This window comes from Streptomyces sp. A0958 (genome assembly GCF_004795035.1).
Taxonomy (GTDB): domain Bacteria; phylum Actinomycetota; class Actinomycetes; order Streptomycetales; family Streptomycetaceae; genus Streptomyces.
On the sequence record NZ_SSBK01000001.1, the window covers coordinates 381,793 to 406,517 of the forward strand.

Sequence of the window (24,725 nt, forward strand, 5' to 3'; positions counted from 1 at the left end):
AGGCGTACAGAACCACTCCACAGGAGGACCCAGTGGCGAAGGCGAAGTTCGAGCGGACTAAGCCGCACGTCAACATCGGCACCATCGGTCACATCGACCACGGTAAGACGACCCTCACGGCCGCCATTACCAAGGTGCTGCACGACGCGTACCCCGACCTGAACGAGGCCTCGGCCTTTGACCAGATCGACAAGGCTCCCGAGGAGCGCCAGCGCGGTATCACCATCTCCATCGCGCACGTCGAGTACCAGACGGAGCAGCGTCACTACGCTCACGTCGACTGCCCGGGTCACGCGGACTACATCAAGAACATGATCACCGGTGCCGCGCAGATGGACGGCGCCATCCTCGTGGTCGCCGCCACCGACGGCCCGATGCCGCAGACCAAGGAGCACGTGCTCCTGGCCCGCCAGGTCGGCGTGCCGTACATCGTCGTCGCGCTGAACAAGGCCGACATGGTGGACGACGAGGAGATCCTGGAGCTCGTCGAGCTCGAGGTCCGCGAGCTGCTCTCCGAGTACGAGTTCCCGGGCGACGACCTTCCGGTCGTCAAGGTCTCGGCGCTCAAGGCGCTCGAGGGCGACAAGGAGTGGGGCAACACCGTCCTCGAGCTCATGAAGGCCGTGGACGAGAACATCCCGCAGCCCGAGCGCGACGTCGACAAGCCGTTCCTGATGCCGATCGAGGACGTCTTCACGATCACCGGTCGTGGCACCGTCGTCACCGGTCGTATCGAGCGCGGTATCCTCAAGGTCAACGAGACCGTTGACATCGTGGGTATCAAGCAGGAGAAGACCACCACCACGGTCACCGGCATCGAGATGTTCCGCAAGCTGCTCGACGAGGGCCAGGCCGGTGAGAACGTCGGTCTGCTCCTCCGTGGCATCAAGCGCGAGGACGTCGAGCGCGGCCAGGTCATCATCAAGCCCGGTTCGGTCACGCCGCACACCGAGTTCGAGGCCCAGGCCTACATCCTGTCGAAGGACGAGGGTGGCCGTCACACCCCCTTCTTCAACAACTACCGCCCGCAGTTCTACTTCCGTACCACGGACGTGACGGGCGTTGTGACCCTCCCCGAGGGCACCGAGATGGTCATGCCCGGTGACAACACCGTCATGTCCGTCGCGCTGATCCAGCCGGTCGCCATGGAAGAGGGCCTGAAGTTCGCCATCCGTGAGGGTGGCCGGACCGTGGGCGCCGGCCAGGTCACCAAGATCAACAAGTAGTCACTTGTTCGTCTGACCTGGTTGCTCCGCACAGAGCACCAAGAAGGGCCCCGTCCCACCGTTCACGCGGTGGGGCGGGGCCCTTCGGTGTTGCTGGGGGCTCCCGCGGCCCTCCCGCCGGACTCCCGCGACGGCCGCCGCCGGGCCCGAGCGGTGCGCCACCGGCCTCGTACAGCGGCGAAGGCGGCCAGGGCGGCGAGTGCCGCTGCCGGGAACCCGGCGGTGCCGGTGACGGCTGCGCGCCGGGGCGTTGTCTGGGGTCAGGCGGCTCTGTACGGCTCCGCCTCGCGGCAGTCGCGGCAGTGTCCGGGCTCCGGCGCCCGGAAGACGCGTTCGCAGAGGTCGCAGTCCTGGAGTGGGACGACCTCGGGGCCTGGTTCTGCCGCCTCCGGGAGTGGGGGGCGGCAGAAGTGCGGTCAGGCGGTTGCGGAGGAATGCCGCCGGGCGTCTGACCAGGGCCGGGAGGTCGCTGGTCAGGGCGTGCTGGATGGTCGCGGGGTGTACGGCGCGATCGAGCCAGGCGGCGACCGCCGGGGCGAGTTCGCTGATGTCCCTCGCGGAGAGCGTGAGTTGGGGCGCGTGGCGGCGGAGCCCGGCGAGGAGCGTGGTGGCCGCGGGGTGCCGTTGCTCGGTAGGGGGTTGCTTCTTCCTCGGGGCGGGCGAGGGTACGGGGGCGGGTGTCTGCCGGGAGGGTGCGGGCGCGGGTTTCTGGGGGTGCTGCCGAGCGGGCGCGGGCGCCGTGGCGGTCGGCTGGTTGTACGAGGTCGTGCGGGTGACCACACGGCCGTCCGGGAGGCGCACGCGGCTGCGGTGCAGGTAGCCGGTGGCCTCCAGCTCCTTCAGCGCGGCGGCGATACGGGCCTCGCTCTCCGGGAAGCGGGCGGCGAGGACCTTGATGCCGACCCTGGCCCCGGCGGGCAGCGACTGGATGTGCGCGGCGAGCCCGATCGCGGTGAGCGAGAGGTCCGCGTGCTGGGCGAGGTGGTTGCCGATGACCGTGAAGCCGGAGATGTGGCGGACGTTGACGTGGATGACGCCGGAGGTCGGCGTGACGTCGGGGTGGGGCCCGGGGGAGCCGGACGGGGCGCGCGGGGGCGCGATAACCTGCGGGGTAGCCATCAGGAAGCTGCTTTCTTCCTCGTTGGTCAGGCCCTCGGTCGAGATTGGCGTCTCGCCGGGGGCCGTCTCATGTTCTGGGCTTGTCGCGGCGAGCATATGCCAGGCAACCCGTGCCGAATCCAGCTCAGTTGGCCTAGTTCACTCGCGCGAGTGATGCAGGTCAGAGCGGGGTGGGGTGGGGTTGGGTCTGGTTCTTTCCCGGGTTCTTTAAAAGCCTTTCTTACGTCGTGGAGGACCGCGACCCGGTGGCCCGGGACGCGGCCGGCCGCGACGCGGAGGGGTCCGTCACGGTACGAGGTCGAGCTCGGCCCACACCGTTTTACGGGGTACCGGTCCCTCCACGACGCCCCAGCGGTCCGCCAGCGCCTCGACGATGAGCAGACCGCGCCCGCTTTCCGCGTACGGACCCGGGGAGTCGGGCACGGGCAGCCGGTCGCCCCGGGTGTCGGTCAGCTCGATCCGCAGCCGGGACCCGTCACTCACGGTGAGACTCAACCGGAAGTCCCGGCCCGGCACGCGCCCGTGCGCGGCGGCGTTGGCGGCCAGCTCGGCCACGATGTGCGCGGCCGCTTCGGTGGGGAGCCCCCAGTCGCCCAGATGCGCCGTGGTGAGCAGCCGGGCGAGCCGTGCGCCCCGGCGCGTGGGGGAGAGCTGCACGGCGAACTCGCGGGCGGGAGCGGAAAGTTCGGCTCGGTTGATTTCTCGATTCACGTCACTCAGGGTGGCCGCGCGTGCGTACCGTGCACGGTGACTCGGCGCTTACGTACGGTCATTGTCCCGAGCTTGTCCAGCGTTGTCCCTGCTGTACGGGGTGACGGCCGGGGGACGTAGAGGGTTGAGGAAGAACGGCACGCGGCGCGGAAGCGGGGCACGGATGAGTGTGGACGAGATCGGTACGGAGTGGCAGGCCGACGCCGGGGCGGACGAACCGGGCTGGGACGTCGACCCCGACGACGAGTCGGGCGTCGCGGTGATCGCTGCGGTGGGGCGCCAGCTCAGGGCGTGGCGGGAGGCGGCGGGCCTGACGGCCGCCGAGTTGGGGGCCGCGATGGGGTACGGCGAGAACCTGATCTACAAGGTGGAGGGCGGCCGGCGCATCCCCCGCCCGGAGTTCCTGGACAAGGCGGATGAGGTGTGCGGGGCGGGCGGGAAGATCGCCGCGATGAAGCAGGACCTGGCGGCTGTGCGGTACCCGAAGAAGGTGCGGGACCTGGCGAAGCTGGAGGCGAAGGCGGTTGAGCTGTCGGCGTACGGCAGCCACAACCTCCATGGCCTGTTGCAGACGGAGGAGTACGCGCGGGCTCTGTTCGGGATGCGGCGGCCCGCCTTCTCGTCGGACGAGGTGGAGCGGCTGGTTGCTGCTCGTATGGCCCGGAAGTCCATCTACAGCCGCTCACCTGGGCCGGAACTCAGCTTTGTGCAGGAAGAGGCAACGCTGCGGCGCCCCATCGGGGGCAGAATGGTGCTGCGACGTCAGCTCGAATACCTTCTGGAGGTAGGGGAGTTGAGGAACGTCGAGATCCAGGTGATGCCGACCAGCCGCGAGGACCATGCGGGAATGAGCGGCGAGATGGAGGTGCTGAAGTTCAGGGACGGTTCGGCGGTGGGGCGCTCTGAAGGCGAGTTCGGCAGCCGCCCGGTCGCTGACCCGAAGCATGTGCGCATCATCGAGTTGCGACATGGCATCATCCGGGCACAGGCTCTCACACCTCGGGAGTCGCGGGCCTTCATCGAGCACGCACTGGGAGAGACATGATCACCAAGGACTCTGGCGGCGACACTTCTCGGCTGGAGTGGTTCAAGAGCAGCTACAGCGACAGCGGCAACAGCAACGAATGCGTGGAGGTCGCGGCTGCGCCCGGCTCCGTGCGCGTCCGTGACTCGAAGGACCTGTCCGTGCCGCAGCTCGCCTTCGGAACGGCCGCGTGGGCGGGCTTCGTTTTGTACGCCGCCGGGCGCTGATCAGTAGTAGGTGCGCCCCGCCGTGCATCGGGCCCGCGCCACGGCCCCGGGCGGGCGGGGCCGGCCCTTCCGGAAGAGCGCGGGGCTGGGCCGCTGATCAGCTCGACGCTCGCCCGGCAGCGTGCGAGAATCGCACGTATGGCTAGCATCGACGCACGCACGCTTGGTGAGCGCATCCGAGATGCCCGTAAACGTATGGGTATGAGCCAAGAGGAACTTGGTCAGATGGTGGGCATCGAGCGCACGGCGGTGAACAAGATCGAGGGGGGCGTCCGCAGAGTCACGGCGTTGGAGCTGTCCGATATCGCCTCCGCGCTCGGTGTTCGCATGTTCACGTTCTTCGAGGAGCCTGTCCCGGCGCTTGTCTCGCACAGGTCCAGTCAGGGCCTGGACACTGTCGACTCGCAGATCGACACGCTTCTTGCGAACCTTGCCGGCGAGGTCGAGTTCATCGATGCGTTGGGCGTTCAGGAACTCGGCCTTGATGCTGCTGACGTAGTCGCTCAAGCCGACATCAGGGCGCCTTCGACGAACTCCGACGCCGAAGCGCTGGCCGCGAGAGCACGTGCACTGATGGAGCTTTCGGCGGACGAACCGATTTGTCGGCTCTCCGACAAGGCCGCGGCCCTCGGGCTCCTGGCCTTTTCTCGCGACATCGGAGAGGACACCGCCGACGCCGGGACGATCCTGTTGCGCCGTGGCGGGGTCAGTCTCGTCAACAGCCACATGCAAGTCGGTCGCAGACGACTGGCGCTTGCGCATGAACTCGGCCACTACCTCATTGCAGACGACTACACCGTGGACTGGCGAGTCTCCGCGCATTCTGGCGGTGACGATCCGATGGAGTCGCGCCTTGATCGGTTTGCGCGCGCCCTTCTCCTGCCTCGGACGGCGGTCTGCCGGGAATGGCTAAAGAAGGTTGCGCAGCATGAGGAGCGCAGTGCGGCCATCTTGCTGGCCAGCGAATACCGCGTCGATATGGCCACCCTGGCGACACGGCTGAGGGAGCTGGACCTGGCTGACGGTGAGACGAGCCGTTCGGTGCGCGAATTCCGCACAACCCGGACCGATATCATCGAGCTGAATCTGAACGTGCCCATCGAGGAACTGGAGGGTACATCAATTCCTCGCGATTTCGCGCGGGCAGTACTGCGGCTGGTGCGTGACGAACGGATCAGTCGCGACCGGGCTCTCGAATTGCTGCAAGGTACTTTCAATGAGGCGGATCTGCCGCGACATCGCGTGCGGCGGCCCGACGAGATCTGGCGGTTCGTTTCGTGACAGTGCCCGAAGACGCCTGGGTGTTCGACACGGGCCCCTTGCGCCACTTCGCCGCCCAGGGGTGGTTGGGCGTCTTACGGTTCCTCGCAGGGGATCGGCGCGTGTACATTCCGAGCGCCGTTGAGCGCGAACTCTACAATGCCGCCGACCAAATACCTGCTGTGCGGCAGGTGGTCGAGGCCGACTGGATTCACGTCCACTCATCGGAATCCATGGAATATGTGGGGGCGTTCTCCCGTTACCACGACCGACTGGTCGCCGGTGGTAAGAACGTTGGCGAATGTGAAGTTCTTGCCATGGGGAAAATCTACGGTTGTGAAATCGTGGTGGACGATGCTGCCCCGCGTCGGATCGCGGAAGAGGAGGGGATCAGAGTCACGGCGACCGTCCCTATTCTGTGCGATGCAATTCGTGAGCAAAAACTAACGACAGTCATGGTTGAAGAGCTTGCCGATAACCTCCTTGAGGGGAAGTACTATCTGCCTTTCGGGTCAGGTGGCTTCCGGCAGCACGTGCTGGAGCATGGCCTCTTGGATTACGGCGAACTCTGAACGGTACGCTTTCGGCCACGGTTGGCTGTCCGCGGAAGCCCATCCGGCGTCTGAGAACGAATCCGGGCCCGAGCCCGGTGCAACCGGGCGTCACGCCCCCACCCGGTCCGTCCACGCCAGCGACGCCCCCTTGATCCCGCGCAGGACCTCCGCCCCGATCTCCGCCAGCCGGTGCGCCTCCGGGGGCCTCGCGCCCAGGCCGATCGCGTAGCCCGTGCGACTGCCCACCGACTGCGAGCGCGGCCAGACCCGGACGTCCGGTGCGCCCGCCTCGGACAACGCGGTGGTGAGGGCCAGGAGGCGGCCGCGCAGGCGGCCCTCGTCGGAGGGGGCGGCTGCCGCCAGGGCCCAGGCGCGGTGCTCGGTGAGCGGGGGCGGGGCGCAGAGCCGGCCGCGCGCGTCCGCGTCCGCCGCGTCCAGGGTCTCCCACGCCCGGAACAGTTCCGCCGTGAGCAGGTCGAGGCCGGCCGGGGAGACCTGTGTCGTGCACGAGCGGACCGGGGACGTCGGCGTGTACACCGTGACCGGGTGGCCGTCCGCCGGGCCCCCGCCCACCGGGTCGCGCCAGTCCCACGCCGCCCACGTCGCGAAGAAGTCCCGGAGACCGCCCCCCTCGTGCGCGGTGCGGGCGGCGAGGAGCGCCCAGGCGATGCCGGGGAGACCGCCGCACGGGGCGGAGTCCAGGCCCCTGGCCGCCGCCCACTCCTTGACCTCCCGGGCGAGCGCGGTGAACGCCTCCCGATGCGGCTCCGCCGCCGTGAGTACCGCCTCCGCGTCGCTCACCGCGCTCAGCGCGACCGCCGCCGCCCCGCCCAGTTCCGCCCGCCGGGCCACCGCCTCGGTCGGGGGCATGGCTCCCGTCGCCACGGTGACCAGGTCCACCCGCAGGCCGTCCACGCACCAGCGCAGCCCCGGGACCCGGGCGCCCGTGACCTCGCGCAGGCCCCGCGCCTCCGGGAACGCGGCCGCGAGCCGGTCCCGTACGCCTGAGAGGTCGGGCAGCGCCGCCACCAGGTCCAGGTCCGCGCCGGGGCGTGCGCAGCCCATGCGCCGGGAGCCCACGAGGTGCACGCGCGCCCAGGGAAGCGCCGCAGCGACGCGGGCGGTTACCGCCTCGGCCGCTTGGGAAGAGCCGGCGGTTTCGGCCTCGGCTGCCGGGGAAGACCCGGCCGTTCCGGCTCCGGCTTCGCGGGAAGACCGAGCGGTTTCGGCTCCGGCCACCGGGGAAGCCGCGGCGGTTTCGGCCCCGGCCGCTTGGGAAGAGCCGGCGGTTTCGCCCCCCGCCGCCGGGGAAGCCGCGCCCAGCTCCACCCGTACCCCGTAGTGGTCGGAGACGTACAGACCGCCCGGTCCCGGCGCTTCCCCCCACAGCGTCGCCGTACGCGCTCGCAGCCGGTCCGTGCGCAGCAGCACCCGGTCCAGGCGGGAGACGCGGCCCGAGAGGGAGGAGATCGCGGCGAGGGGATTGGTGGACGGGTCGAAGGTGGGGGTGTCGTCGGCGGGGCCGTGTATCTCCGTCCACGCGTCCGCCATCGCGAGCCGGGTCTGCGGGCGGTCGCCGCCGTCGTTGAAGTCGCCGACGAGCAGTAGCTCACCCGCCACCGACGCCAACCCCGTGGCCACATCGGCCAGTTCGGTGTCTCGGCGGACCGCGCCCTTGGGGGAGTGGTCGCTGCTGAGGTGGGTGACCGCCACCGTCACGGGGCCGTCCGCCGTCTCGACGACCGCCGCCGCCACCGCCTTGTGCGGGCCCAGCACGTGCACGGCCGCCTCGCTCACCGGCAGGCGGCTGAGCAGCAGCAGGCCGAGGTCCGGCACGTCATGGCCGGACGGTTCGGTGGCGAGCGTGTAGCCCTCGCGTATCCAGTCGCAGGCCAGCAGCAGCGTGAGCAGCGCGGGCTCCACCTCCTGGAGCGCGATGACGTCCGCGTCCGCCGCGCGCAGAGCCTCGGTGAGCAGGGGGCGGCGGCGGGCGGTGTCGATGCGGTCGCTGTCGTAGCGGTCCCAGAGCGTGTTCCAGGTGAGGACCGTCAGCGGACCGGGCGGGCCGGGCGGGCCGGGTGTCCGCGCCGGCGCCGGTTCCCAGGTGCCGGTCGCGGGGGAGTACGTGTGCGGGGTGCGGGCCGTGAAGTACGGGGGCGGGAGGCGGCGCGACTCCCTTATCCGGCCCGCGTCCGTCGCGTCGATGCGGTCCGTGCCCGTGGCCCGGTCCCAGACCAGCTCACCGTCCGCCTCGAAGAAGAGGACCCGGTGCCAGGGGATGTCGCCGCCCGGCGTGAACCGGTCCAGCGGCACCCGCTTCGGCTCCCGGCCGCGCTGCGCCACGCCCAGCACGAAGCGTGCCGGGTCGAAGCGGGCGTCCCAGCGGACCCGGTGGTAGATCTCCTCGCTCGTGCGCATCAGGCCCGGTCCTCCACGGTTCCGCTGGTGCCGATGTACCAGGTGCGGTGCGCCTGGCCGGGGTACGGCGGGACGAACCGGTGCAGCTGGGACGCCAGCACCTGCGGGGGTACGGGGTGCTCGCGCCGCCCGTTGCGCGCGGTCAGTTCGTCCTCGCCGATCCACGCCACGGCGTGGGTGACGAGAGCGTCGCGACGGCGGGCGACCGCGTGGACCAGGGAGCGCTGGCGTGGGTTGAGCGAGGTGGCGTCCCAGACCACCGTCGCGCCCGGGACGAGTGCGGCGTCCAGGCGGTCCAGGCCCTCGCGCAGGACGTCCTCGTTGGCGCTCTGGTCGGCGCGCGAACCCCTCGCCAGGCGCAGATCGTCCAGGGTTATACAGGTGGCGGTGCCCGGCAGGCCCCGGCCGAAGGTGCTCTTGCCGCTGCCCGAGGGGCCGGCCAGCTGGATCAGGCGGGGGAAGTCCCCGGACCGCCACCGCCAGGTCGCGGCGACCGCCTCGTCGGCGGAGGTGATGCGGCCCAGCGCGTACGCCTCGCGGGCCTGCGCCAGGCAGCGGGCCCCGGCCTCGGGCGCGAGATCGGTGAAGGCCTCGCTCAGGCCGGCCGGTTCCCGTACCTCCTCCGCGTGCAGGGCCGACCACTCGACCTGCTCCCGCGCCTCGGGGGTGTCCGCCAGCACCCCGGACAGTGCGTGCAGGACGCTCAGGTCGGCGGCGAGCGCCATCCGGGCCAGACCGGCCCGCCGCTCCTCGTCCGGGTAGGGGCGGTGCAGGGCGGGGTACAGCCCGACGAGGTCCGCGACGCGGCGGGCGAGCGGCATGCCGAGGGGGCCGGCGAGCGCGGGGGCGAGGGTGGTGCGGCGGGTGTCGTGCAGCAGCGCGGCGAGGACACCGGCGAGCCGGTCGTCGCCGCCGCGGCCCAGCGCGTCGAGGGCGTCGGCGGTGGCGTGCGCGGCGGGGGCATCGCCGGGGCCCGTGGCGGCGACCCCGTCGCCGGGGCCCGCGCCGACGGACGTGGCCAGGGCCGCCGGGTCGACGGGGGCGCCGGAGCGTACGGCCCACAGGGCGGCGGCCGGTCCGAGGCCGTTCTCCACGACCTCCGCGTGCATCCAGTGGGTGTCCGTCGCCACATGCCCGGGGCGCACCCACTTGCCCACCCGGCGCCCGAACACGACGGCCGGAAAGCTCTCGACGGGGCGCACCACGTACCCCTCCTGCCGCCCCGTATCCAGCTTCAGCGCGCGCAGCGCCTTCGCGTCGAACACCCCGCGCCACAGCACCGGAGGCGCCGGGACGCCCAGGTCGCGCAGGAACGCCACGGTCCGGTCCCAGTCCAGGCACCGGTCGCCGTCCCAGACGGAGAAGCCGTAGAAGTGGCTCTCCAGCGAGTCGTACGCGAGGGAGTGCCGGGCGAACATGTTCTCGCCGCAGATCCGCCACCCCTGCGGGATGCGGGCGCCGATCCGGGCCTGGAGGGCCTTCACCCAGGTGCGGGAAGGGTGGTGCGCGGAGTCGAGGGAGCGGGCGTGCAGCCCGTCGGCGTACAGCGTGGTGTTCTCGCCGTCCAGCTTCTCGGTGACCACGACCTCCGCGCCGGTCAGCGCGGCGAGGTCCGTCATCCGTACGTCGTCCGAGGTGGCCCCGGGGGACCAGGGCAGATGGGAGGTCCGCGGATAGTGCGTACGCATATCTGTGCCCCCGTGACGACGCCGTGCCAGGCCGGTCACTGTAGGGGCGGGGGCGGGGAGCGCTCGACCGAATATGCGGTACGGGGAGGGGGGCCGGGGCCTGCCCGCGTTTGACCAGCCACTCGGGAGGGGTAAGATCCCCGGCCCAATTGGCCAGGCTCATGACCCGTGTGGCACACTGGCCAGGTTGCTCGGTTGAGTGTCAATGCTGCGCGCCTCCCGCCGGGAGGACCGGAAGCGAGTCCCACAGTACTCGTCGGCCCCATGCGGGCCGGACGTACGGGAATCTTTCGGGAAGCGTAAGTGGGGCACCGGCCAGGCACCCGGTGGGGTTTCACCCCCGGCAGCGCGGTCCTTGGCCCGCACCCCCTTGGTTGGGAAATCCTTCGGGACTTCTACGTAGAGGGGATGCGACACGCCCGACCGCGTGGGTCGGAGGCGGAGTTACCAGAACCTCGGGTTCCAGAGCGTTAACGAGAGACAGGACTACTAGTAGCCATGGCGGGACAGAAGATCCGCATCCGGCTCAAGGCCTACGACCACGAGGTCATCGACTCCTCGGCGAAGAAGATCGTCGAGACGGTGACCCGCACTGGTGCGTCGGTCGCGGGCCCGGTGCCGCTGCCCACTGAGAAGAACGTGTACTGCGTCATCAAGTCGCCGCACAAGTACAAGGACTCGCGCGAGCACTTCGAGATGCGCACGCACAAGCGCCTCATCGACATCCTCGACCCCACGCCGAAGACGGTTGACTCGCTCATGCGCCTCGACCTGCCGGCGGGCGTCGACATCGAGATCAAGCTCTGAGGTGACGCGCGAGATGGCTAAGAACATTAAGGGCGTCCTGGGCGAGAAGCTCGGCATGACCCAGGTCTGGGACGAGAACAACCGGGTTGTCCCGGTGACCGTCGTCAAGGCCGGGCCCTGCGTCGTGACCCAGGTCCGCACCAACGACAGCGACGGCTACGAGTCGGTCCAGATCGCCTTCGGCGAGATCGACCCGCGCAAGGTGAACAAGCCCCTCAAGGGCCACTTCGCCAAGGCCGACGTGACCCCGCGCCGCCACCTGGTGGAGCTCCGCACCCCTGACGCCAGCGAGTACACGCTCGGCCAGGAGATCACCGCCCAGGTGTTCGAGTCCGGCGTCAAGGTCGACGTCACGGGCAAGAGCAAGGGCAAGGGCTTCGCCGGTGTCATGAAGCGTCACAACTTCAAGGGCCTCGGTGCCGGTCACGGCGTCCAGCGCAAGCACCGTTCCCCCGGTTCGATCGGTGGCTGCGCCACCCCTGGGCGTGTCTTCAAGGGCATGCGCATGGCCGGTCGGATGGGTAACGAGCGCGTCACCACCCAGAACCTGACCATCCACGCGGTCGACGCGGAGAAGGGTCTGCTGCTCATCAAGGGCGCGGTCCCCGGTCCGAACGGCGGCCTGGTCCTGGTCCGTACCGCGGCCAAGGGGGCTTGAGGTAATGAGCACCATTGACATCCTTTCGCCGGCAGGCGACAAGGCCGGTACCGTCGAGCTCCCCGCGGAGATCTTCGACGCGAAGACCAGCGTTCCGCTGATCCACCAGGTCGTCGTCGCACAGCTGGCAGCTGCCCGTCAGGGCACGCACAAGACCAAGACCCGTGGCGAGGTCCGCGGTGGTGGGCGCAAGCCGTACCGCCAGAAGGGCACCGGCCGCGCGCGCCAGGGCTCGACCCGTGCGCCGCAGTTCGTCGGCGGTGGCGTCGTCCACGGCCCGCAGCCGCGTGACTACTCGCAGCGCACCCCGAAGAAGATGAAGGCCGCCGCCCTGCGCGGTGCCCTCTCCGACCGGGCGCGTCACTCCCGCATCCACGTCGTCACCGGCGTGGTCGAGGGTGGAGTCTCCACGAAGGCCGCCAAGTCGCTGTTCGGCAAGATCTCGGAGCGCAAGAACGTGCTCCTGGTCGTCGACCGCAACGACGAGGCCGCGTGGCTCTCCGCACGCAACCTGCCCCAGGTGCACATCCTGGAGCCGGGCCAGCTGAACACGTACGACGTGATCGTCTCTGACGACGTGGTCTTCACCCAGGCCGCCTTCGAGTCCTTCGTGTCTGGCCCCCAGACCGCTGAGACCGAAGGGAGCGACGCCTGATGAGCGAGGCGACCGTTACCAGCAAGACCTACTCCGACCCGCGCGACGTTCTCGTCAAGCCGGTTGTCTCGGAGAAGAGCTACGCGCTGCTCGACGAGAACAAGTACACGTTCATCGTCGCGCCCGGCTCCAACAAGACCCAGATCAAGCAGGCCGTGGAAGCGGTCTTCTCGGTCAAGGTCACCGGGGTCAACACGATCAACCGGCAGGGTAAGCGCAAGCGCACCAAGACCGGTTTCGGCAAGCGCGCTGACACCAAGCGCGCCATCGTGACCCTCGCTGAGGGCGACCGTATCGACATCTTCGGCGGCCCGACCTCTTAAGTGAGGTCGAGTCGTCCGGAATCGGACGAGGACTGAGAAATGGGTATCCGCAAGTACAAGCCGACGACCCCGGGCCGTCGTGGCTCCAGCGTCGCCGACTTTGTCGAGATCACGCGGTCCACGCCGGAGAAGTCGCTGGTCCGCCCCCTGCACAGCAAGGGCGGCCGTAACAACGCCGGTCGTGTGACCGTTCGCCACCAGGGTGGTGGCCACAAGCGCGCCTACCGCGTGATCGACTTCCGTCGTCACGACAAGGACGGCGTGCCGGCCAAGGTCGCGCACATCGAGTACGACCCCAACCGCACCGCGCGCATCGCGCTCCTGCACTACGCGGACGGCGAGAAGCGCTACATCATCGCGCCGCGTGGCCTGGCGCAGGGCGACCGTGTCGAGAACGGCCCGGCCGCCGACATCAAGCCCGGCAACAACCTGGCGCTGCGCAACATCCCGGTCGGTACGACCATCCACGCCATCGAGCTGCGGCCCGGCGGCGGCGCGAAGTTCGCCCGTTCCGCGGGTGCCTCCGTGCAGCTGCTGGCGAAGGAGGGCACCATGGCCCACCTTCGTATGCCGTCGGGTGAGATCCGCCTGGTCGACGCCCGCTGCCGCGCCACCATCGGCGAGGTCGGCAACGCCGAGCAGTCGAACATCAACTGGGGCAAGGCCGGCCGCATGCGGTGGAAGGGCGTCCGCCCGACCGTCCGTGGTGTCGTCATGAACCCGGTCGACCACCCGCACGGTGGTGGTGAGGGTAAGACCTCCGGTGGCCGTCACCCGGTTTCGCCGTGGGGTAAGAAGGAGGGTCGTACTCGTTCGCCCAAGAAGGCGTCGAACAAGTACATCGTCCGCCGCCGCAAGACGAACAAGAAGCGCTAGGAGCGGGTTTAGATGCCGCGCAGTCTCAAGAAGGGGCCCTTCGTCGACGGCCACCTCGCCAAGAAGGTGGACGTACAGAACGAGGCAGGCACCAAGAACGTCATCAAGACCTGGTCCCGTCGCTCGATGATCGTCCCGGCCATGCTGGGTCACACCATCGCGGTGCACAACGGCAAGATCCACGTCCCGGTGTTCGTCACCGAGTCGATGGTCGGCCACAAGCTCGGCGAGTTCTCGCCGACTCGCACCTTCCGCGGCCACGTCAAGGACGACCGGAAGTCGAAGCGCCGCTAACGCGGGGTGACCTGACTATGACTTACACCGAAGGGACAACCATGGAAGCCAGGGCCCAGGCGCGGTACATCCGCGTCACGCCCATGAAGGCCCGCCGCGTGGTGGACCTCATCCGTGGCATGGATGCCACGGAGGCTCAGGCGGTCCTGCGTTTCGCCCCGCAGGCCGCGAGCGTGCCGGTTGGCAAGGTGCTGGACAGCGCCATTGCCAACGCTGCACACAACTACGACCACACCGACGCCTCTTCGCTGGTCATCAGCGAGGCGTACGTGGACGAGGGCCCGACCCTGAAGCGGTTCCGTCCGCGTGCCCAGGGCCGTGCCTACCGGATCCGTAAGCGGACCAGCCACATCACCGTGGTCGTCAGCAGCAAGGAAGGAACCCGGTAATGGGCCAGAAGGTAAACCCGCACGGGTTCCGGCTCGGCATCACCACGGACTTCAAGTCCCGCTGGTACGCCGACAAGCTGTACAAGGACTACGTCAAGGAAGACGTCGCCATTCGTCGCATGATGACGAAGGGCATGGAGCGGGCCGGCATCTCGAAGGTCGAGATCGAGCGCACCCGCGACCGCGTCCGCGTTGACATCCACACCGCCCGCCCGGGCATCGTCATCGGCCGCCGCGGCGCCGAGGCCGACCGCATCCGTGGCGAGCTGGAGAAGCTGACCGGCAAGCAGGTCCAGCTGAACATCCTCGAGGTCAAGAACCCCGAGGTGGACGCTCAGCTGGTGGCCCAGGCCGTCGCCGAGCAGCTCTCCTCCCGCGTCTCCTTCCGTCGGGCCATGCGCAAGAGCATGCAGAGCTCGATGAAGGCCGGCGCCAAGGGCATCAAGGTCCAGTGCGGTGGCCGCCTCGGCGGCGCCGAGATGTCCCGCTCGGAGTTCTACCGCGAGGGCCGCGTGCCCCTGCACACGCTCCGCGCGAACGTCGACTACGGCTTCTTCGAGGCCAAGACGACCTTCGGCCGCATCGGCGTGAAGGTCTGGATCTACAAGGGCGACGTCAAGAACATCGCCGAGGTCCGCGCCGAGAACGCTGCTGCCCGTGCGGGCAACCGCCCGGCCCGTGGCGGCGCTGACCGCCCGGCCGGCCGCGGTGGCCGCGGTGGCGAGCGTGGCGGCCGCGGCCGCAAGCCGCAGCAGTCGGCTCCGGCCGCCGAGGCCCCCAAGGCCGAGGCGCCCGCCGCTGCTCCGGCTGCTGAGAGCACCGGAACGGAGGCCTGACCGAAATGCTGATCCCCCGTAGGGTCAAGCACCGCAAGCAGCACCACCCGAAGCGCAGCGGTATGTCCAAGGGTGGCACGCAGGTTGCGTTCGGCGAGTACGGCATCCAGGCGCTGACCCCGGCGTACGTGACGAACCGTCAGATCGAGTCCGCTCGTATCGCGATGACCCGTCACATCAAGCGTGGCGGCAAGGTCTGGATCAACATCTACCCGGACCGTCCCCTGACGAAGAAGCCGGCCGAGACCCGCATGGGTTCCGGTAAGGGTTCTCCCGAGTGGTGGATCGCGAACGTCAAGCCGGGTCGGGTGATGTTCGAGCTGTCCTACCCGAACGAGAAGATTGCTCGTGAGGCGCTCACCCGCGCTGCTCACAAGCTTCCGATGAAGTGCCGGATCGTTCGGCGCGAGGCAGGTGAGTCGTGATGTCGGCCGGTACCAAGGCGTCCGAGCTGCGCGAGCTGGGCAACGAGGAGCTCCTCAACAAGCTCCGCGAGGCCAAGGAAGAGCTGTTCAACCTCCGCTTCCAGGCGGCGACCGGACAGCTCGAAAACCACGGCCGGCTCAAGTCCGTCCGTAAGGACATCGCCCGGATCTACACCCTGATGCGCGAGCGCGAGCTGGGCATCGAGACGGTGGAGAGCGTCTGATGAGCGAGAACACTGTGACTGAGACGAACACTGAGCGCGGCTTCCGCAAGACCCGTGAGGGCCTCGTCGTCGGCGACAAGATGGACAAGACCGTCGTCGTCGCCGTCGAGGACCGCGTCAAGCACGCGCTGTACGGCAAGGTCATCCGCCGTACGAACAAGCTCAAGGCCCACGACGAGCAGAACTCCGCCGGTGTCGGCGACCGCGTCCTCCTGATGGAGACCCGGCCGCTGTCCGCCACCAAGCGGTGGCGCATCGTCGAGATCCTCGAGAAGGCCAAGTAATTCCTGAGGGGCATTCCCCTCAGGTCAGTTCCGCCAGGCTCGGCAGGGGCTCCCGCAACGGAGCCCCTGCCGGGAACCGGCAGACGATCAGGAGATAGACGTGATCCAGCAGGAGTCGCGACTGCGCGTCGCCGACAACACGGGTGCGAAGGAAATTCTCACCATCCGTGTTCTCGGTGGCTCGGGTCGCCGCTACGCGGGCATCGGTGACGTCATCGTCGCCACCGTCAAGGACGCGATCCCCGGTGGCAACGTGAAGAAGGGTGACGTCGTCAAGGCCGTCATCGTTCGCACCGTCAAGGAGCGTCGTCGTCAGGATGGCTCGTACATCCGCTTCGACGAGAACGCCGCCGTCATTCTGAAGAACGACGGCGACCCCCGCGGCACCCGTATCTTCGGCCCGGTGGGCCGTGAGCTGCGCGAGAAGAAGTTCATGAAGATCATCTCGCTCGCGCCGGAGGTGCTGTAAGCATGAAGATCAAGAAGGGCGACCTGGTTCAGGTCATCACCGGTAAGGACAAGGGCAAGCAGGGCAAGGTCATCGTGGCCTACCCCGCTCAGGACCGCGTCCTCGTCGAGGGTGTCAACCGGGTCAAGAAGCACACCAAGGCCGGCCAGACCGCTCGCGGTTCGCAGACCGGTGGCATTGTGACGACCGAGGCGCCCGTCCACGTCAGCAACGTGCAGCTGGTTGTTGAGAAGGACGGCAACAAGGTCGTTACTCGCGTCGGCTACCGCTTTGACGACGAGGGCAACAAGATCCGTGTTGCCAAGCGCACCGGTGAGGACATCTGATGACTACCACCACCGCGCCGCGTCTCAAGACGCGCTACCGCGAGGAAATCGCCGGCAAGCTGCGTGAGGAGTTCTCCTACGAGAACGTCATGCAGATCCCCGGTCTGGTCAAGATCGTGGTCAACATGGGTGTGGGCGACGCCGCCCGCGACTCCAAGCTGATCGACGGCGCCGTGCGCGACCTCACCACGATCACCGGTCAGAAGCCGGCCGTCACCAAGGCCCGCAAGTCGATCGCGCAGTTCAAGCTGCGCGAGGGGCAGCCGATCGGCTGCCACGTCACCCTCCGCGGTGACCGCATGTGGGAGTTCCTGGACCGTACGCTGTCGCTCGCGCTGCCGCGTATCCGTGACTTCCGTGGCCTGTCGCCCAAGCAGTTCGACGGCCGTGGCAACTACACCTTCGGTCTCACGGAGCAGGTCATGTTCCACGAGATCGACCAGGACAAGATCGACCGGGTCCGGGGCATGGACATCACCGTGGTCACCACGGCGACCAATGACGACGAGGGTCGTGCCCTCCTTCGTCACCTCGGCTTCCCGTTCAAGGAGAACTGACCGTGGCGAAGAAGGCTCTGATCGCTAAGGCCGCCCGCAAGCCGAAGTTCGGCGTCCGCGGGTACACCCGCTGCCAGCGCTGCGGCCGGCCCCACTCCGTCTACCGCAAGTTCGGCCTGTGCCGCGTGTGCCTTCGTGAGATGGCTCACCGTGGCGAGCTGCCGGGCGTGACCAAGAGCTCCTGGTAATTCTCCTTCGCCCTTTGGGCGTTGGGAATCACCGGAGACTCTCGGTAAGCATCTGGTCGGCAGGAGTCCGGCCCCGCATGCCGTAGGCTTGCAGGGTTGGGCGCCTGCCGCCCAAGACCGACTTACTACGCCGTAGGTCCCCGCACCGCACCCGTCCCGCCTCTGAGCGGGGAGAGGGATGGCGCATACAGGAAACCCCGGCGAGAGAGGCCGAAGGCCAACTCATGACCATGACTGATCCCATCGCAGACATGCTCACGCGTCTGCGTAACGCGAACTCGGCGTATCACGACGACGTCACGATGCCGCACAGCAAGATCAAGTCGCACATCGCGGAGATCCTCCAGCAGGAGGGCTTCATCACGGGCTGGAAGGTCGAGGACGCCGAGGTCGGCAAGAACCTCGTTCTCGAGCTGAAGTTCGGCCCGAACCGCGAGCGCTCGATCGCCGGCATCAAGCGAATCTCGAAGCCGGGTCTGCGTGTCTACGCAAAGTCCACCAACCTGCCGAAGGTCCTCGGCGGCCTGGGCGTGGCGATCATCTCCACGTCCCACGGTCTCCTGACCGGCCAGCAGGCTCAGAAGAAGGGCGTAGGTGGGGAAGTCCTCGCCTACGTCTGGTAGTCGGGAACGGAGGAATAGCTCATGTCGCGAATCGGCAAGCTCCCCATCCAGGTTCCCGCCGGTGTGGACGTCACCATCGATGGCCGTACGGTCGCGGTGAAGGGCCCCAAGGGCACCCTCACGCACACCGTTGCCGCGCCGATCGAGGTCACCAAGGGTGAGGACGGCGTTCTGAACGTCGTCCGCCCGAACGACGAGCGTCAGAACAAGGCCCTGCACGGCCTGTCCCGCACGCTGGTGGCGAACATGATCACCGGTGTGACCCAGGGATACATCAAGGCGCTCGAGATCAGTGGTGTCGGTTACCGCGTCCAGGCGAAGGGCTCCAACCTGGAGTTCGCCCTGGGCTACAGCCACCCGATCCTGATCGAGGCCCCGGAGGGCATCACCTTCAAGGTGGAGACCCCCACGAAGTTCACCGTCGAGGGCATCGACAAGCAGAAGGTCGGCGAGACCGCGGCCAAGATCCGCAAGCTGCGGAAGCCTGACCCGTACAAGGCCAAGGGCGTCAAGTACGCCGGCGAGGTCATCCGCCGCAAGGTCGGAAAGGCTGGTAAGTAGCGATGGCATACGGCGTGAAGATCGCCAAGGGCGACGCGTACAAGCGCGCCGCTCTCAAGCGTCGCCACATCCGCGTCCGCAAGCACATCTCCGGTTCGCCGGAGCGTCCGCGCTTGGTCGTGACGCGGTCCAACCGCCACATGGTGGCTCAGGTCATCGACGACATCGCGGGCCACACGCTCGCGTCGGCGTCGACCCTGGACGTCTCCATCCGTGGTGGCGAGGGCGACAAGAGCAGCCAGGCCAAGCAGGTCGGCGCCCTGGTCGCCGAGCGTGCCAAGGCCGCAGGCGTCGAGGCCGTCGTGTTTGACCGCGGTGGTAACCAGTACGCCGGGCGGATTGCCGCTCTGGCTGACGCCGCCCGTGAAGCCGGGCTGAAGTTCTAGCCCCGGTTCCTACGCACAGCGGACGTAACAGAGAGAGGTAAATCCAATGGCTGGACCCCAGCGCCGCGGAAGCGGTGCCGGTGGCGGCGAGCGGCGGGACCGGAAGGGCCGTGACGGCGGCGCTGCCGCCGCCGAGAAGACCGCGTACGTCGAGCGTGTCGTCGCGATCAACCGTGTCGCCAAGGTTGTGAAGGGTGGTCGTCGCTTCAGCTTCACCGCGCTGGTCGTGGTGGGCGATGGTGACGGCACCGTCGGTGTCGGTTACGGCAAGGCCAAGGAAGTTCCCGCGGCCATTGCCAAGGGTGTCGAAGAGGCCAAGAAGAACTTCTTCAAGGTCCCCCGCATCCAGGGCACCATTCCTCACCCGATCCAGGGCGAGAAGGCTGCGGGCGTCGTCCTGCTCAAGCCGGCTTCCCCCGGTACCGGCGTGATCGCCGGTGGCCCGGTGCGCGCCGTTCTCGAGTGCGCCGGCGTTCACGACATCCTGTCGAAGTCGCTCGGGTCCTCGAACCCGATCAACATCGTGCACGCGACCGTGGCGGCCCTCCAGGGCCTGCAGCGTCCCGAGGAGATCGCGGCCCGCCGCGGTCTGCCGCTCGAGGACGTCGCCCCCGCGGCCCTGCTTCGTGCGCGTGCGGGAGCGGGTGCGTAATGGCTCGCCTCAAGATCACGCAGACGAAGTCGTACATCGGCAGCAAGCAGAACCACCGCGACACCCTGCGTTCGCTCGGGCTCAAGCGCCTGCACGACGTGGTTGTCAAGGAGGACCGCCCCGAGTTCCGCGGCATGGTGCACACCGTCCGCCACCTCGTGACGGTTGAGGAGGTCGACTGACATGGCGGAGAACAAGCCGCTGAAGGCGCATGACCTCCGGCCTGCCCCGGGCGCCAAGACCGCCAAGACCCGTGTGGGTCGTGGTGAGGCGTCCAAGGGTAAGACCGCTGGTCGTGGTACCAAGGGCACCAAGGCCCGTTACCAGGTTCCGGAGCGCTTCGAGGGTGGGCAGATGCCCCTCCACATGCGTCTCCCGAAGCTCAAGGGCTTCAAGAACCCGTTCCGCACGGAGTACCAGGTCGTGAACCTGGACAAGCTCGCGACGCTCTACCCCGAGGGTGGAGAGGTCACGGTGGCCGACCTGGTCGCCAAGGGTGCCGTGCGCAACAACCACCTCGTCAAGGTCCTCGGACAGGGCGAGATCTCCGTGGCGCTGCAGGTTTCGGTTGACGCCGTCTCCGGCTCCGCCAAGGAGAAGATTGCCGCCGCCGGCGGCACCGTCACCGAGCTCGTCTGAGACAACTCGGACACATCGGTGGCCTGAACATCCGACCGGGGATGCCCTCTCATATAGGGCATCCCCGGTTGGTCGTTCCTAGGGGGGCATGTACGCCGGTAAGGTGGCGTCCGTTGCTGTGGTAACCCCTGGGCGCACGCGCCCGGGAGCCCTTTGACTGTTACGTATCCGTCGATCCTCAAGACCGTCACCTCTACGCTCTGCGCGGGGGTCGCAGGAGGCACCGTGCTCACCGGCTTCGCCCGGGCGTTCAAGACGCCCGACCTGCGCAAGAAGCTGTTCTTCACACTCGGCATCATCGTGCTCTACCGGCTCGGGGCCCACATCCCGGTACCGGGAGTCAGCTACGAGAACGTCCAGACCTGTGTTGATCAGGCAAGTAAGGGCAACAACAGCCTCTTCGGCCTGGTGAACATGTTCAGCGGTGGTGCGCTGCTGCAGATCACGATCTTCGCGCTCGGCATCATGCCGTACATCACGGCCAGCATCATTCTCCAGCTGCTGACCGTCGTCATTCCCCGACTCGAGGCGCTCAAGAAGGAGGGGCAGTCCGGCCAGACCAAGATCACGCAGTACACGCGTTATCTGACGGTCGCGCTCGCCATCCTCCAGGGAACCGGCCTGGTGGCCACCGCCCGCAGCGGTGCGCTCTTCAGCGGCTGCCCCGTCGCCGACCAGATCGTTCCGAACCGGTCGATGTTCACGACCGTCGTCATGGTCGTCACGATGACCGCCGGCACCGCCGCCGTCATGTGGCTCGGTGAGCTCATCACCGACCGCGGCATCGGCAACGGCATGTCGATCCTGATGTTCATCTCGATCGCCGCGAGCTTCCCCGGCGCCCTGTGGGCCATCAAGACGAGCGGCAAGCTCGCGGACGGCTGGATCGAGTTCGGCACCGTCATCCTGATCGGCTTCGTGATGGTGGCCCTGGTCGTCTTCGTCGAGCAGGCCCAGCGCCGTATCCCGGTGCAGTACGCGAAGCGCATGATCGGGCGCCGCTCCTACGGTGGTACGTCCACCTACATCCCGCTCAAGGTGAACCAGGCGGGTGTGATCCCCGTCATCTTCGCTTCTTCGCTGCTCTACATCCCGGCCCTGATCGTCCAGTTCTCCAACTCCACCGCGGGCTGGGCCACCTGGATCAAGGACCACTTCGTCAAGGGTGACCACCCGTACTACATCACCGCCTACTTCCTGTTGATCGTCTTCTTCGCCTTCTTCTACGTGGCGATTTCGTTCAACCCCGAGGAAGTGGCCGACAACATGAAGAAGTATGGTGGCTTCATCCCGGGTATCCGGGCTGGTCGACCTACTGCCGAGTACCTGAGCTACGTGCTCAACAGGATCACTTGGCCGGGCTCGCTGTACCTGGGTCTGATCGCTCTGGTGCCGACGATGGCGTTGGCAGGCTTCGGCGGCGCTAACCAGAACTTCCCGTTCGGCGGGACGAGCATCCTCATCATCGTGGGTGTGGGTCTGGAGACCGTGAAGCAGATTGAGAGTCAGCTCCAGCAGCGCAATTACGAAGGGTTCCTCCGCTGATGCGAATCGTCCTCGTCGGCCCGCCGGGTGCCGGCAAGGGAACGCAGGCTGCGTACCTTGCCAAGAACCTGTCGATTCCGCACATCTCAACGGGCGACCTCTTCCGCGCCAACATCAGCCAGGGCACTGACCTTGGCAAGCAGGCCCGCGCCTACATGGACGCGGGGCAGCTGGTGCCGGACGAGGTGACGATCGGGATGGCCAAGGACCGCATGTCCCAGCCGGACGCGGTCAACGGCTTCCTGCTCGACGGCTTCCCGCGCAACGTGGGTCAGGCCGAAGCCCTGGATGTGATGCTCAAGGACGAGGGCGTGAAGCTGGACGCCGTGCTCGACCTGGAGGTCCCCGAGGACGAGGTCGTGAAGCGGATCGCGGGTCGCCGCATCTGCCGCAACGACAGCGCGCACGTCTTCCACGCCACCTACAACCCGCCGAAGACCGAGGGTGTCTGCGACACCTGCGGCGGCGAGCTGTACCAGCGCGAGGACGACAGCGAGGAGACGGTGCGTACCCGGCTGGAGGTCTACCACACGCAGACCGAGCCGATCATCGACTACTACCGGTCGCAGGACCTGGTGGTCACCATCTCCGCGCTCGGCAAGGTCACCGACGTGACCGACCGGGCCATGGAGGCGCTGAAGAAGTCCGACGAGGGCTGAGCGCGCGCACGTGTAGTACTCGGCAGTGAAGTCGGCCGCGGCGCCCTTGGGGCGCCGCGGCCGACTGCTTGCCCCCGTATCCGCCGTATCGTGGATCACCCGCCCCCCGTCACCGTCCCCACCCGAAAGGCGCCGCAGCATGGTGCAGATCAAGACCCCCGAGCAGATCGCGAAGATGCGTGAGGCGGGGCTGGTGGTCGCTGCCATCCACGCGGCCACCTGTGAGGCGGCGGTGCCCGGCGCCACCACCCGGGACCTGGACCAGGTCGCCCGCAAGGTGATCGCCGACCACGGCGCGAAGTCGAACTTCCTCGGTTACGGCGGGTTCCCCGCGACCATCTGCACCTCGGTCAACGAGGTCGTCGTCCACGGCATCCCGGACGACAAGACGGTTCTCAAGGACGGCGACATCATCTCCATCGACGCCGGCGCGATCGTCGACGGCTGGCACGGCGACGCCGCGTACACGGCCTTCGTCGGCACGGGTCACGCTCCGGAGCTGGTCGAGCTCTCCCGGGTGACCGAGGAGTCGATGTGGGCCGGCATCGCCGCGATGAAGGTGAACAACCGCCTGGTCGACATCTCCAAGGCGATCGAGTCCTACATCCGCCGCCAGCCCCGCCCGGCGACCGGCAAGTACGGCATCGTCGAGGACTACGGCGGGCACGGCATCGGCACCGAGATGCACATGGACCCGCACCTGCTGAACTACGTCTCCCGCAAGCGCGGCAAGGGCATCAAGCTGGTCCCGGGCGTCTGCCTGGCCATCGAGCCCATGGTGTCCCTCGGCACGCCCCACACCGAGGTGCTGGAGGACGAGTGGACGGTCATCACCACGGACGGCACCTGGTCCTCGCACTGGGAGCACAGCATCGCCCTCACGGAGCAGGGGCCGCTGGTCCTGACCGCTCCGGACTGCGGCCGCGAGAAGCTGGCGCAATATGGCGTGGAAGCGGCTCCCGACCCTCTGGGATGATTGACGGCCACCGCGAGGTCTAAGGATCTCCCGCGGTGGGCAAACTTGACGGATTCGTCTTTTGGAGTCCGCTGACGTAGACTGACTCGTCGGCTCTCGTGCATCCGTGTGTCCGCATGCGGCGACGAGAGACGATCAAGGTAGCCGATTCGAAAGGCGAAGCGTGGCCAAGAAGCAAGGTGCCATCGAAATTGAGGGCACCGTGATCGAGTCTCTCCCTAACGCCATGTTCAGGGTAGAGCTCCAGAACGGTCACAAGGTCCTCGCGCACATCTCCGGCAAGATGCGGATGCACTACATCCGAATCCTCCCGGACGACCGGGTCGTGGTGGAGCTCTCCCCGTACGACCTGACGCGTGGCCGGATCGTCTACCGCTACAAGTAGATCTTGCCCACATCTCGCTTCGGCGGGGTGCTGGCACTGACCCGGAGAACCTGACATCCCATGAAGGTCAAGCCGAGCGTCAAGAAGATCTGCGACAAGTGCAAGGTGATCCGCCGTCACGGTCGGGTCATGGTCATCTGCGACAACCTGCGCCACAAGCAGCGCCAGGGCTGACGCACGACCCCCTGCATCTCGCAGTTCTTCGCGCGACGCACGTAATACGTACATACGCAGAGCCCGTCCAAGCCACGGCTGACGACACCTCCGGCGGGGGCCGGGGACCCGGGCGTACCACCTCTCCCAGCGAGGGGTCGGCGGTCGGGAGTGGTTCTGCGGAAGACCCCCGAAATGACAACTGGAGCCATTGAATGGCACGCGTTTCAGGTGTTGACATCCCGCGCGAAAAGCGCGTGGAGGTTGCCCTCACCTACGTCTTCGGTATCGGGCGCACCCGGTCCAAGGAGATCCTCGCCGCCGCCGGCGTGAACCCGAACACCCGCGTTCGTGACCTGGCCGAAGAGGACCTGGTCAAGATCCGCGAGTACGTGGACGCCAACCTCCGCACCGAGGGTGACCTCCGCCGCGAGATCCAGGCCGACATCCGCCGCAAGGTCGAGATCGGCTGCTACCAGGGTCTCCGTCACCGCCGCGGTCTGCCGGTCCACGGCCAGCGCACCAGCACCAACGCCCGTACCCGCAAGGGTCCGCGTCGCGCGATCGCCGGTAAGAAGAAGCCGGGCAAGAAGTAGTCCTCAGCGGAC

Annotated in this window: 35 protein-coding genes and 1 pseudogene; 32 read left to right on the forward strand and 4 right to left on the reverse strand. The window is 67.9% G+C overall.

Annotated features, from left to right (window positions below):
* Positions 1 to 32 precede the first annotated feature (32 nt).
* Positions 33 to 1,226, forward strand: coding sequence for an elongation factor Tu (gene tuf, locus E6P78_RS01935; protein ID WP_018550640.1), 1,194 nt, complete (start codon positions 33 to 35; stop codon positions 1,224 to 1,226).
* 260 nt (positions 1,227 to 1,486) lie between these two features.
* On the opposite strand, the pseudogene E6P78_RS01940 reads toward tuf, so the two are convergent.
* A pseudogene (locus tag E6P78_RS01940) lies at positions 1,487 to 2,345 on the reverse strand (helix-turn-helix domain-containing protein).
* A 285-nt stretch (positions 2,346 to 2,630) separates the two neighbouring features.
* Positions 2,631 to 3,056 carry an ATP-binding protein gene (locus E6P78_RS01945; protein ID WP_136201715.1) on the reverse strand — a complete coding sequence of 142 codons (426 nt, stop codon included), beginning with the start codon at positions 3,054 to 3,056 and terminating at the stop codon, positions 2,631 to 2,633.
* Positions 3,057 to 3,219: 163 nt separating this feature from the next.
* On the opposite strand from E6P78_RS01945, the gene E6P78_RS01950 reads away from it, so the two are divergent.
* The 4 genes from E6P78_RS01950 (at position 3,220) to E6P78_RS01965 (ending at position 6,139) form a co-directional block, all read left to right on the forward strand.
* Positions 3,220 to 4,101 (forward strand): helix-turn-helix transcriptional regulator, encoded by an 882-nt coding sequence (locus E6P78_RS01950; RefSeq protein ID WP_136201783.1) that lies wholly within the window; start codon positions 3,220 to 3,222, stop codon positions 4,099 to 4,101.
* Positions 4,098 to 4,307, forward strand: coding sequence for a DUF397 domain-containing protein (locus E6P78_RS01955; RefSeq protein ID WP_136201716.1), 210 nt, complete (start codon positions 4,098 to 4,100; stop codon positions 4,305 to 4,307). The genes E6P78_RS01950 and E6P78_RS01955 overlap by 4 nt, the downstream gene beginning before the upstream one ends.
* 138 nt (positions 4,308 to 4,445) lie before the next feature.
* Positions 4,446 to 5,588: an XRE family transcriptional regulator gene (locus tag E6P78_RS01960; protein ID WP_136201717.1), complete on the forward strand. Its 1,143-nt coding sequence runs from the start codon at positions 4,446 to 4,448 to the stop codon at positions 5,586 to 5,588.
* A 101-nt stretch (positions 5,589 to 5,689) separates the two neighbouring features.
* Positions 5,690 to 6,139, forward strand: a complete 450-nt coding sequence (locus tag E6P78_RS01965; RefSeq protein ID WP_240799002.1) for a nucleotide-binding protein — start codon at positions 5,690 to 5,692, stop codon at positions 6,137 to 6,139.
* 90 nt (positions 6,140 to 6,229) lie between these two features.
* Here E6P78_RS01965 and E6P78_RS01970 read toward each other — a convergent pair whose 3' ends face one another.
* A complete protein-coding gene (locus E6P78_RS01970; protein ID WP_136201719.1) occupies positions 6,230 to 8,539 on the reverse strand; it encodes an RNA repair domain-containing protein in 2,310 nt (769 codons plus the stop codon).
* Entirely contained in the window at positions 8,539 to 10,227 is a 1,689-nt protein-coding gene (locus E6P78_RS01975; protein ID WP_136201720.1) for an RNA ligase family protein, read from the reverse strand. The genes E6P78_RS01970 and E6P78_RS01975 overlap by 1 nt, the downstream gene beginning before the upstream one ends.
* Before the next feature lie 498 nt (positions 10,228 to 10,725).
* Here E6P78_RS01975 and rpsJ point away from each other — a divergent pair, with 498 nt between their 5' ends.
* From rpsJ to rpsM, 27 genes are all read left to right on the forward strand, one after another.
* A complete protein-coding gene (gene rpsJ, locus E6P78_RS01980) occupies positions 10,726 to 11,034 on the forward strand; it encodes a 30S ribosomal protein S10 (RefSeq protein ID WP_003948644.1) in 309 nt (102 codons plus the stop codon).
* Positions 11,035 to 11,047: 13 nt separating this feature from the next.
* Positions 11,048 to 11,692 carry a 50S ribosomal protein L3 gene (gene rplC, locus E6P78_RS01985; protein ID WP_018550622.1) on the forward strand — a complete coding sequence of 215 codons (645 nt, stop codon included), beginning with the start codon at positions 11,048 to 11,050 and terminating at the stop codon, positions 11,690 to 11,692.
* Positions 11,693 to 11,696: 4 nt separating this feature from the next.
* Positions 11,697 to 12,347 carry a 50S ribosomal protein L4 gene (gene rplD, locus E6P78_RS01990; RefSeq protein ID WP_018550621.1) on the forward strand — a complete coding sequence of 217 codons (651 nt, stop codon included), beginning with the start codon at positions 11,697 to 11,699 and terminating at the stop codon, positions 12,345 to 12,347.
* Entirely contained in the window at positions 12,347 to 12,670 is a 324-nt protein-coding gene (gene rplW, locus E6P78_RS01995) for a 50S ribosomal protein L23 (RefSeq protein WP_014154589.1), read from the forward strand. The genes rplD and rplW overlap by 1 nt, the downstream gene beginning before the upstream one ends.
* Before the next feature lie 39 nt (positions 12,671 to 12,709).
* On the forward strand, positions 12,710 to 13,546 hold the full coding sequence (gene rplB, locus E6P78_RS02000) for a 50S ribosomal protein L2 (RefSeq protein WP_018550620.1): 837 nt from the start codon (positions 12,710 to 12,712) through the stop codon (positions 13,544 to 13,546).
* Positions 13,547 to 13,558: 12 nt separating this feature from the next.
* Positions 13,559 to 13,840 carry a 30S ribosomal protein S19 gene (rpsS, locus tag E6P78_RS02005; RefSeq protein ID WP_018101224.1) on the forward strand — a complete coding sequence of 94 codons (282 nt, stop codon included), beginning with the start codon at positions 13,559 to 13,561 and terminating at the stop codon, positions 13,838 to 13,840.
* A gap of 41 nt (positions 13,841 to 13,881) precedes the next feature.
* The gene (rplV, locus tag E6P78_RS02010) at positions 13,882 to 14,229 is read left to right on the forward strand and encodes a 50S ribosomal protein L22 (RefSeq protein ID WP_004571827.1); all 348 of its coding nucleotides are present in this window, start codon (positions 13,882 to 13,884) and stop codon (positions 14,227 to 14,229) included.
* Positions 14,229 to 15,065, forward strand: a complete 837-nt coding sequence (gene rpsC, locus E6P78_RS02015; protein ID WP_018550618.1) for a 30S ribosomal protein S3 — start codon at positions 14,229 to 14,231, stop codon at positions 15,063 to 15,065. The genes rplV and rpsC overlap by 1 nt, the downstream gene beginning before the upstream one ends.
* 5 nt (positions 15,066 to 15,070) lie before the next feature.
* Positions 15,071 to 15,490 (forward strand): 50S ribosomal protein L16, encoded by a 420-nt coding sequence (gene rplP / locus E6P78_RS02020; RefSeq protein WP_003966953.1) that lies wholly within the window; start codon positions 15,071 to 15,073, stop codon positions 15,488 to 15,490.
* Positions 15,490 to 15,714 (forward strand): 50S ribosomal protein L29, encoded by a 225-nt coding sequence (gene rpmC / locus E6P78_RS02025; protein ID WP_014047786.1) that lies wholly within the window; start codon positions 15,490 to 15,492, stop codon positions 15,712 to 15,714. Before rplP ends, rpmC begins: the two co-directional genes overlap by 1 nt.
* Positions 15,714 to 15,998: a 30S ribosomal protein S17 gene (gene rpsQ / locus E6P78_RS02030; RefSeq protein ID WP_136201721.1), complete on the forward strand. Its 285-nt coding sequence runs from the start codon at positions 15,714 to 15,716 to the stop codon at positions 15,996 to 15,998. Before rpmC ends, rpsQ begins: the two co-directional genes overlap by 1 nt.
* Positions 15,999 to 16,098: 100 nt before the next feature.
* A complete protein-coding gene (gene rplN / locus E6P78_RS02035; protein ID WP_003966950.1) occupies positions 16,099 to 16,467 on the forward strand; it encodes a 50S ribosomal protein L14 in 369 nt (122 codons plus the stop codon).
* Between the two features lie 2 nt (positions 16,468 to 16,469).
* Positions 16,470 to 16,793 (forward strand): 50S ribosomal protein L24, encoded by a 324-nt coding sequence (gene rplX, locus E6P78_RS02040; RefSeq protein WP_018550616.1) that lies wholly within the window; start codon positions 16,470 to 16,472, stop codon positions 16,791 to 16,793.
* Positions 16,793 to 17,350: a 50S ribosomal protein L5 gene (gene rplE, locus E6P78_RS02045; protein ID WP_018550615.1), complete on the forward strand. Its 558-nt coding sequence runs from the start codon at positions 16,793 to 16,795 to the stop codon at positions 17,348 to 17,350. The genes rplX and rplE overlap by 1 nt, the downstream gene beginning before the upstream one ends.
* A gap of 2 nt (positions 17,351 to 17,352) precedes the next feature.
* Complete coding sequence (locus E6P78_RS02050; RefSeq protein WP_003948630.1) at positions 17,353 to 17,538, forward strand: type Z 30S ribosomal protein S14; 186 nt, start codon at positions 17,353 to 17,355, stop codon at positions 17,536 to 17,538.
* A gap of 224 nt (positions 17,539 to 17,762) precedes the next feature.
* Positions 17,763 to 18,161: a 30S ribosomal protein S8 gene (rpsH, locus tag E6P78_RS02060; protein WP_018550614.1), complete on the forward strand. Its 399-nt coding sequence runs from the start codon at positions 17,763 to 17,765 to the stop codon at positions 18,159 to 18,161.
* 21 nt (positions 18,162 to 18,182) lie between these two features.
* Positions 18,183 to 18,722, forward strand: coding sequence for a 50S ribosomal protein L6 (rplF, locus tag E6P78_RS02065; RefSeq protein ID WP_018550613.1), 540 nt, complete (start codon positions 18,183 to 18,185; stop codon positions 18,720 to 18,722).
* Between the two features lie 2 nt (positions 18,723 to 18,724).
* Positions 18,725 to 19,108: a 50S ribosomal protein L18 gene (gene rplR / locus E6P78_RS02070; protein ID WP_018550612.1), complete on the forward strand. Its 384-nt coding sequence runs from the start codon at positions 18,725 to 18,727 to the stop codon at positions 19,106 to 19,108.
* 46 nt (positions 19,109 to 19,154) lie between these two features.
* Complete coding sequence (rpsE, locus tag E6P78_RS02075; protein ID WP_018101216.1) at positions 19,155 to 19,760, forward strand: 30S ribosomal protein S5; 606 nt, start codon at positions 19,155 to 19,157, stop codon at positions 19,758 to 19,760.
* Entirely contained in the window at positions 19,760 to 19,942 is a 183-nt protein-coding gene (rpmD, locus tag E6P78_RS02080; protein ID WP_018550611.1) for a 50S ribosomal protein L30, read from the forward strand. The genes rpsE and rpmD overlap by 1 nt, the downstream gene beginning before the upstream one ends.
* A gap of 1 nt (position 19,943) precedes the next feature.
* Positions 19,944 to 20,399, forward strand: a complete 456-nt coding sequence (rplO, locus tag E6P78_RS02085; RefSeq protein ID WP_018550610.1) for a 50S ribosomal protein L15 — start codon at positions 19,944 to 19,946, stop codon at positions 20,397 to 20,399.
* 225 nt (positions 20,400 to 20,624) lie between these two features.
* On the forward strand, positions 20,625 to 21,944 hold the full coding sequence (gene secY, locus E6P78_RS02090) for a preprotein translocase subunit SecY (RefSeq protein WP_136201784.1): 1,320 nt from the start codon (positions 20,625 to 20,627) through the stop codon (positions 21,942 to 21,944).
* Positions 21,944 to 22,603, forward strand: coding sequence for an adenylate kinase (locus tag E6P78_RS02095; RefSeq protein WP_136201723.1), 660 nt, complete (start codon positions 21,944 to 21,946; stop codon positions 22,601 to 22,603). Before secY ends, E6P78_RS02095 begins: the two co-directional genes overlap by 1 nt.
* A 139-nt stretch (positions 22,604 to 22,742) precedes the next feature.
* Complete coding sequence (gene map, locus E6P78_RS02100; protein WP_136201724.1) at positions 22,743 to 23,579, forward strand: type I methionyl aminopeptidase; 837 nt, start codon at positions 22,743 to 22,745, stop codon at positions 23,577 to 23,579.
* Between the two features lie 163 nt (positions 23,580 to 23,742).
* Complete coding sequence (gene infA / locus E6P78_RS02105; RefSeq protein WP_014047798.1) at positions 23,743 to 23,964, forward strand: translation initiation factor IF-1; 222 nt, start codon at positions 23,743 to 23,745, stop codon at positions 23,962 to 23,964.
* Positions 23,965 to 24,024: 60 nt separating this feature from the next.
* Positions 24,025 to 24,138, forward strand: a complete 114-nt coding sequence (gene rpmJ, locus E6P78_RS02110) for a 50S ribosomal protein L36 (RefSeq protein WP_003956441.1) — start codon at positions 24,025 to 24,027, stop codon at positions 24,136 to 24,138.
* Positions 24,139 to 24,332: 194 nt separating this feature from the next.
* A complete protein-coding gene (gene rpsM, locus E6P78_RS02115) occupies positions 24,333 to 24,713 on the forward strand; it encodes a 30S ribosomal protein S13 (protein WP_136201725.1) in 381 nt (126 codons plus the stop codon).
* The last annotated feature ends 12 nt before the right edge of the window (positions 24,714 to 24,725 follow it).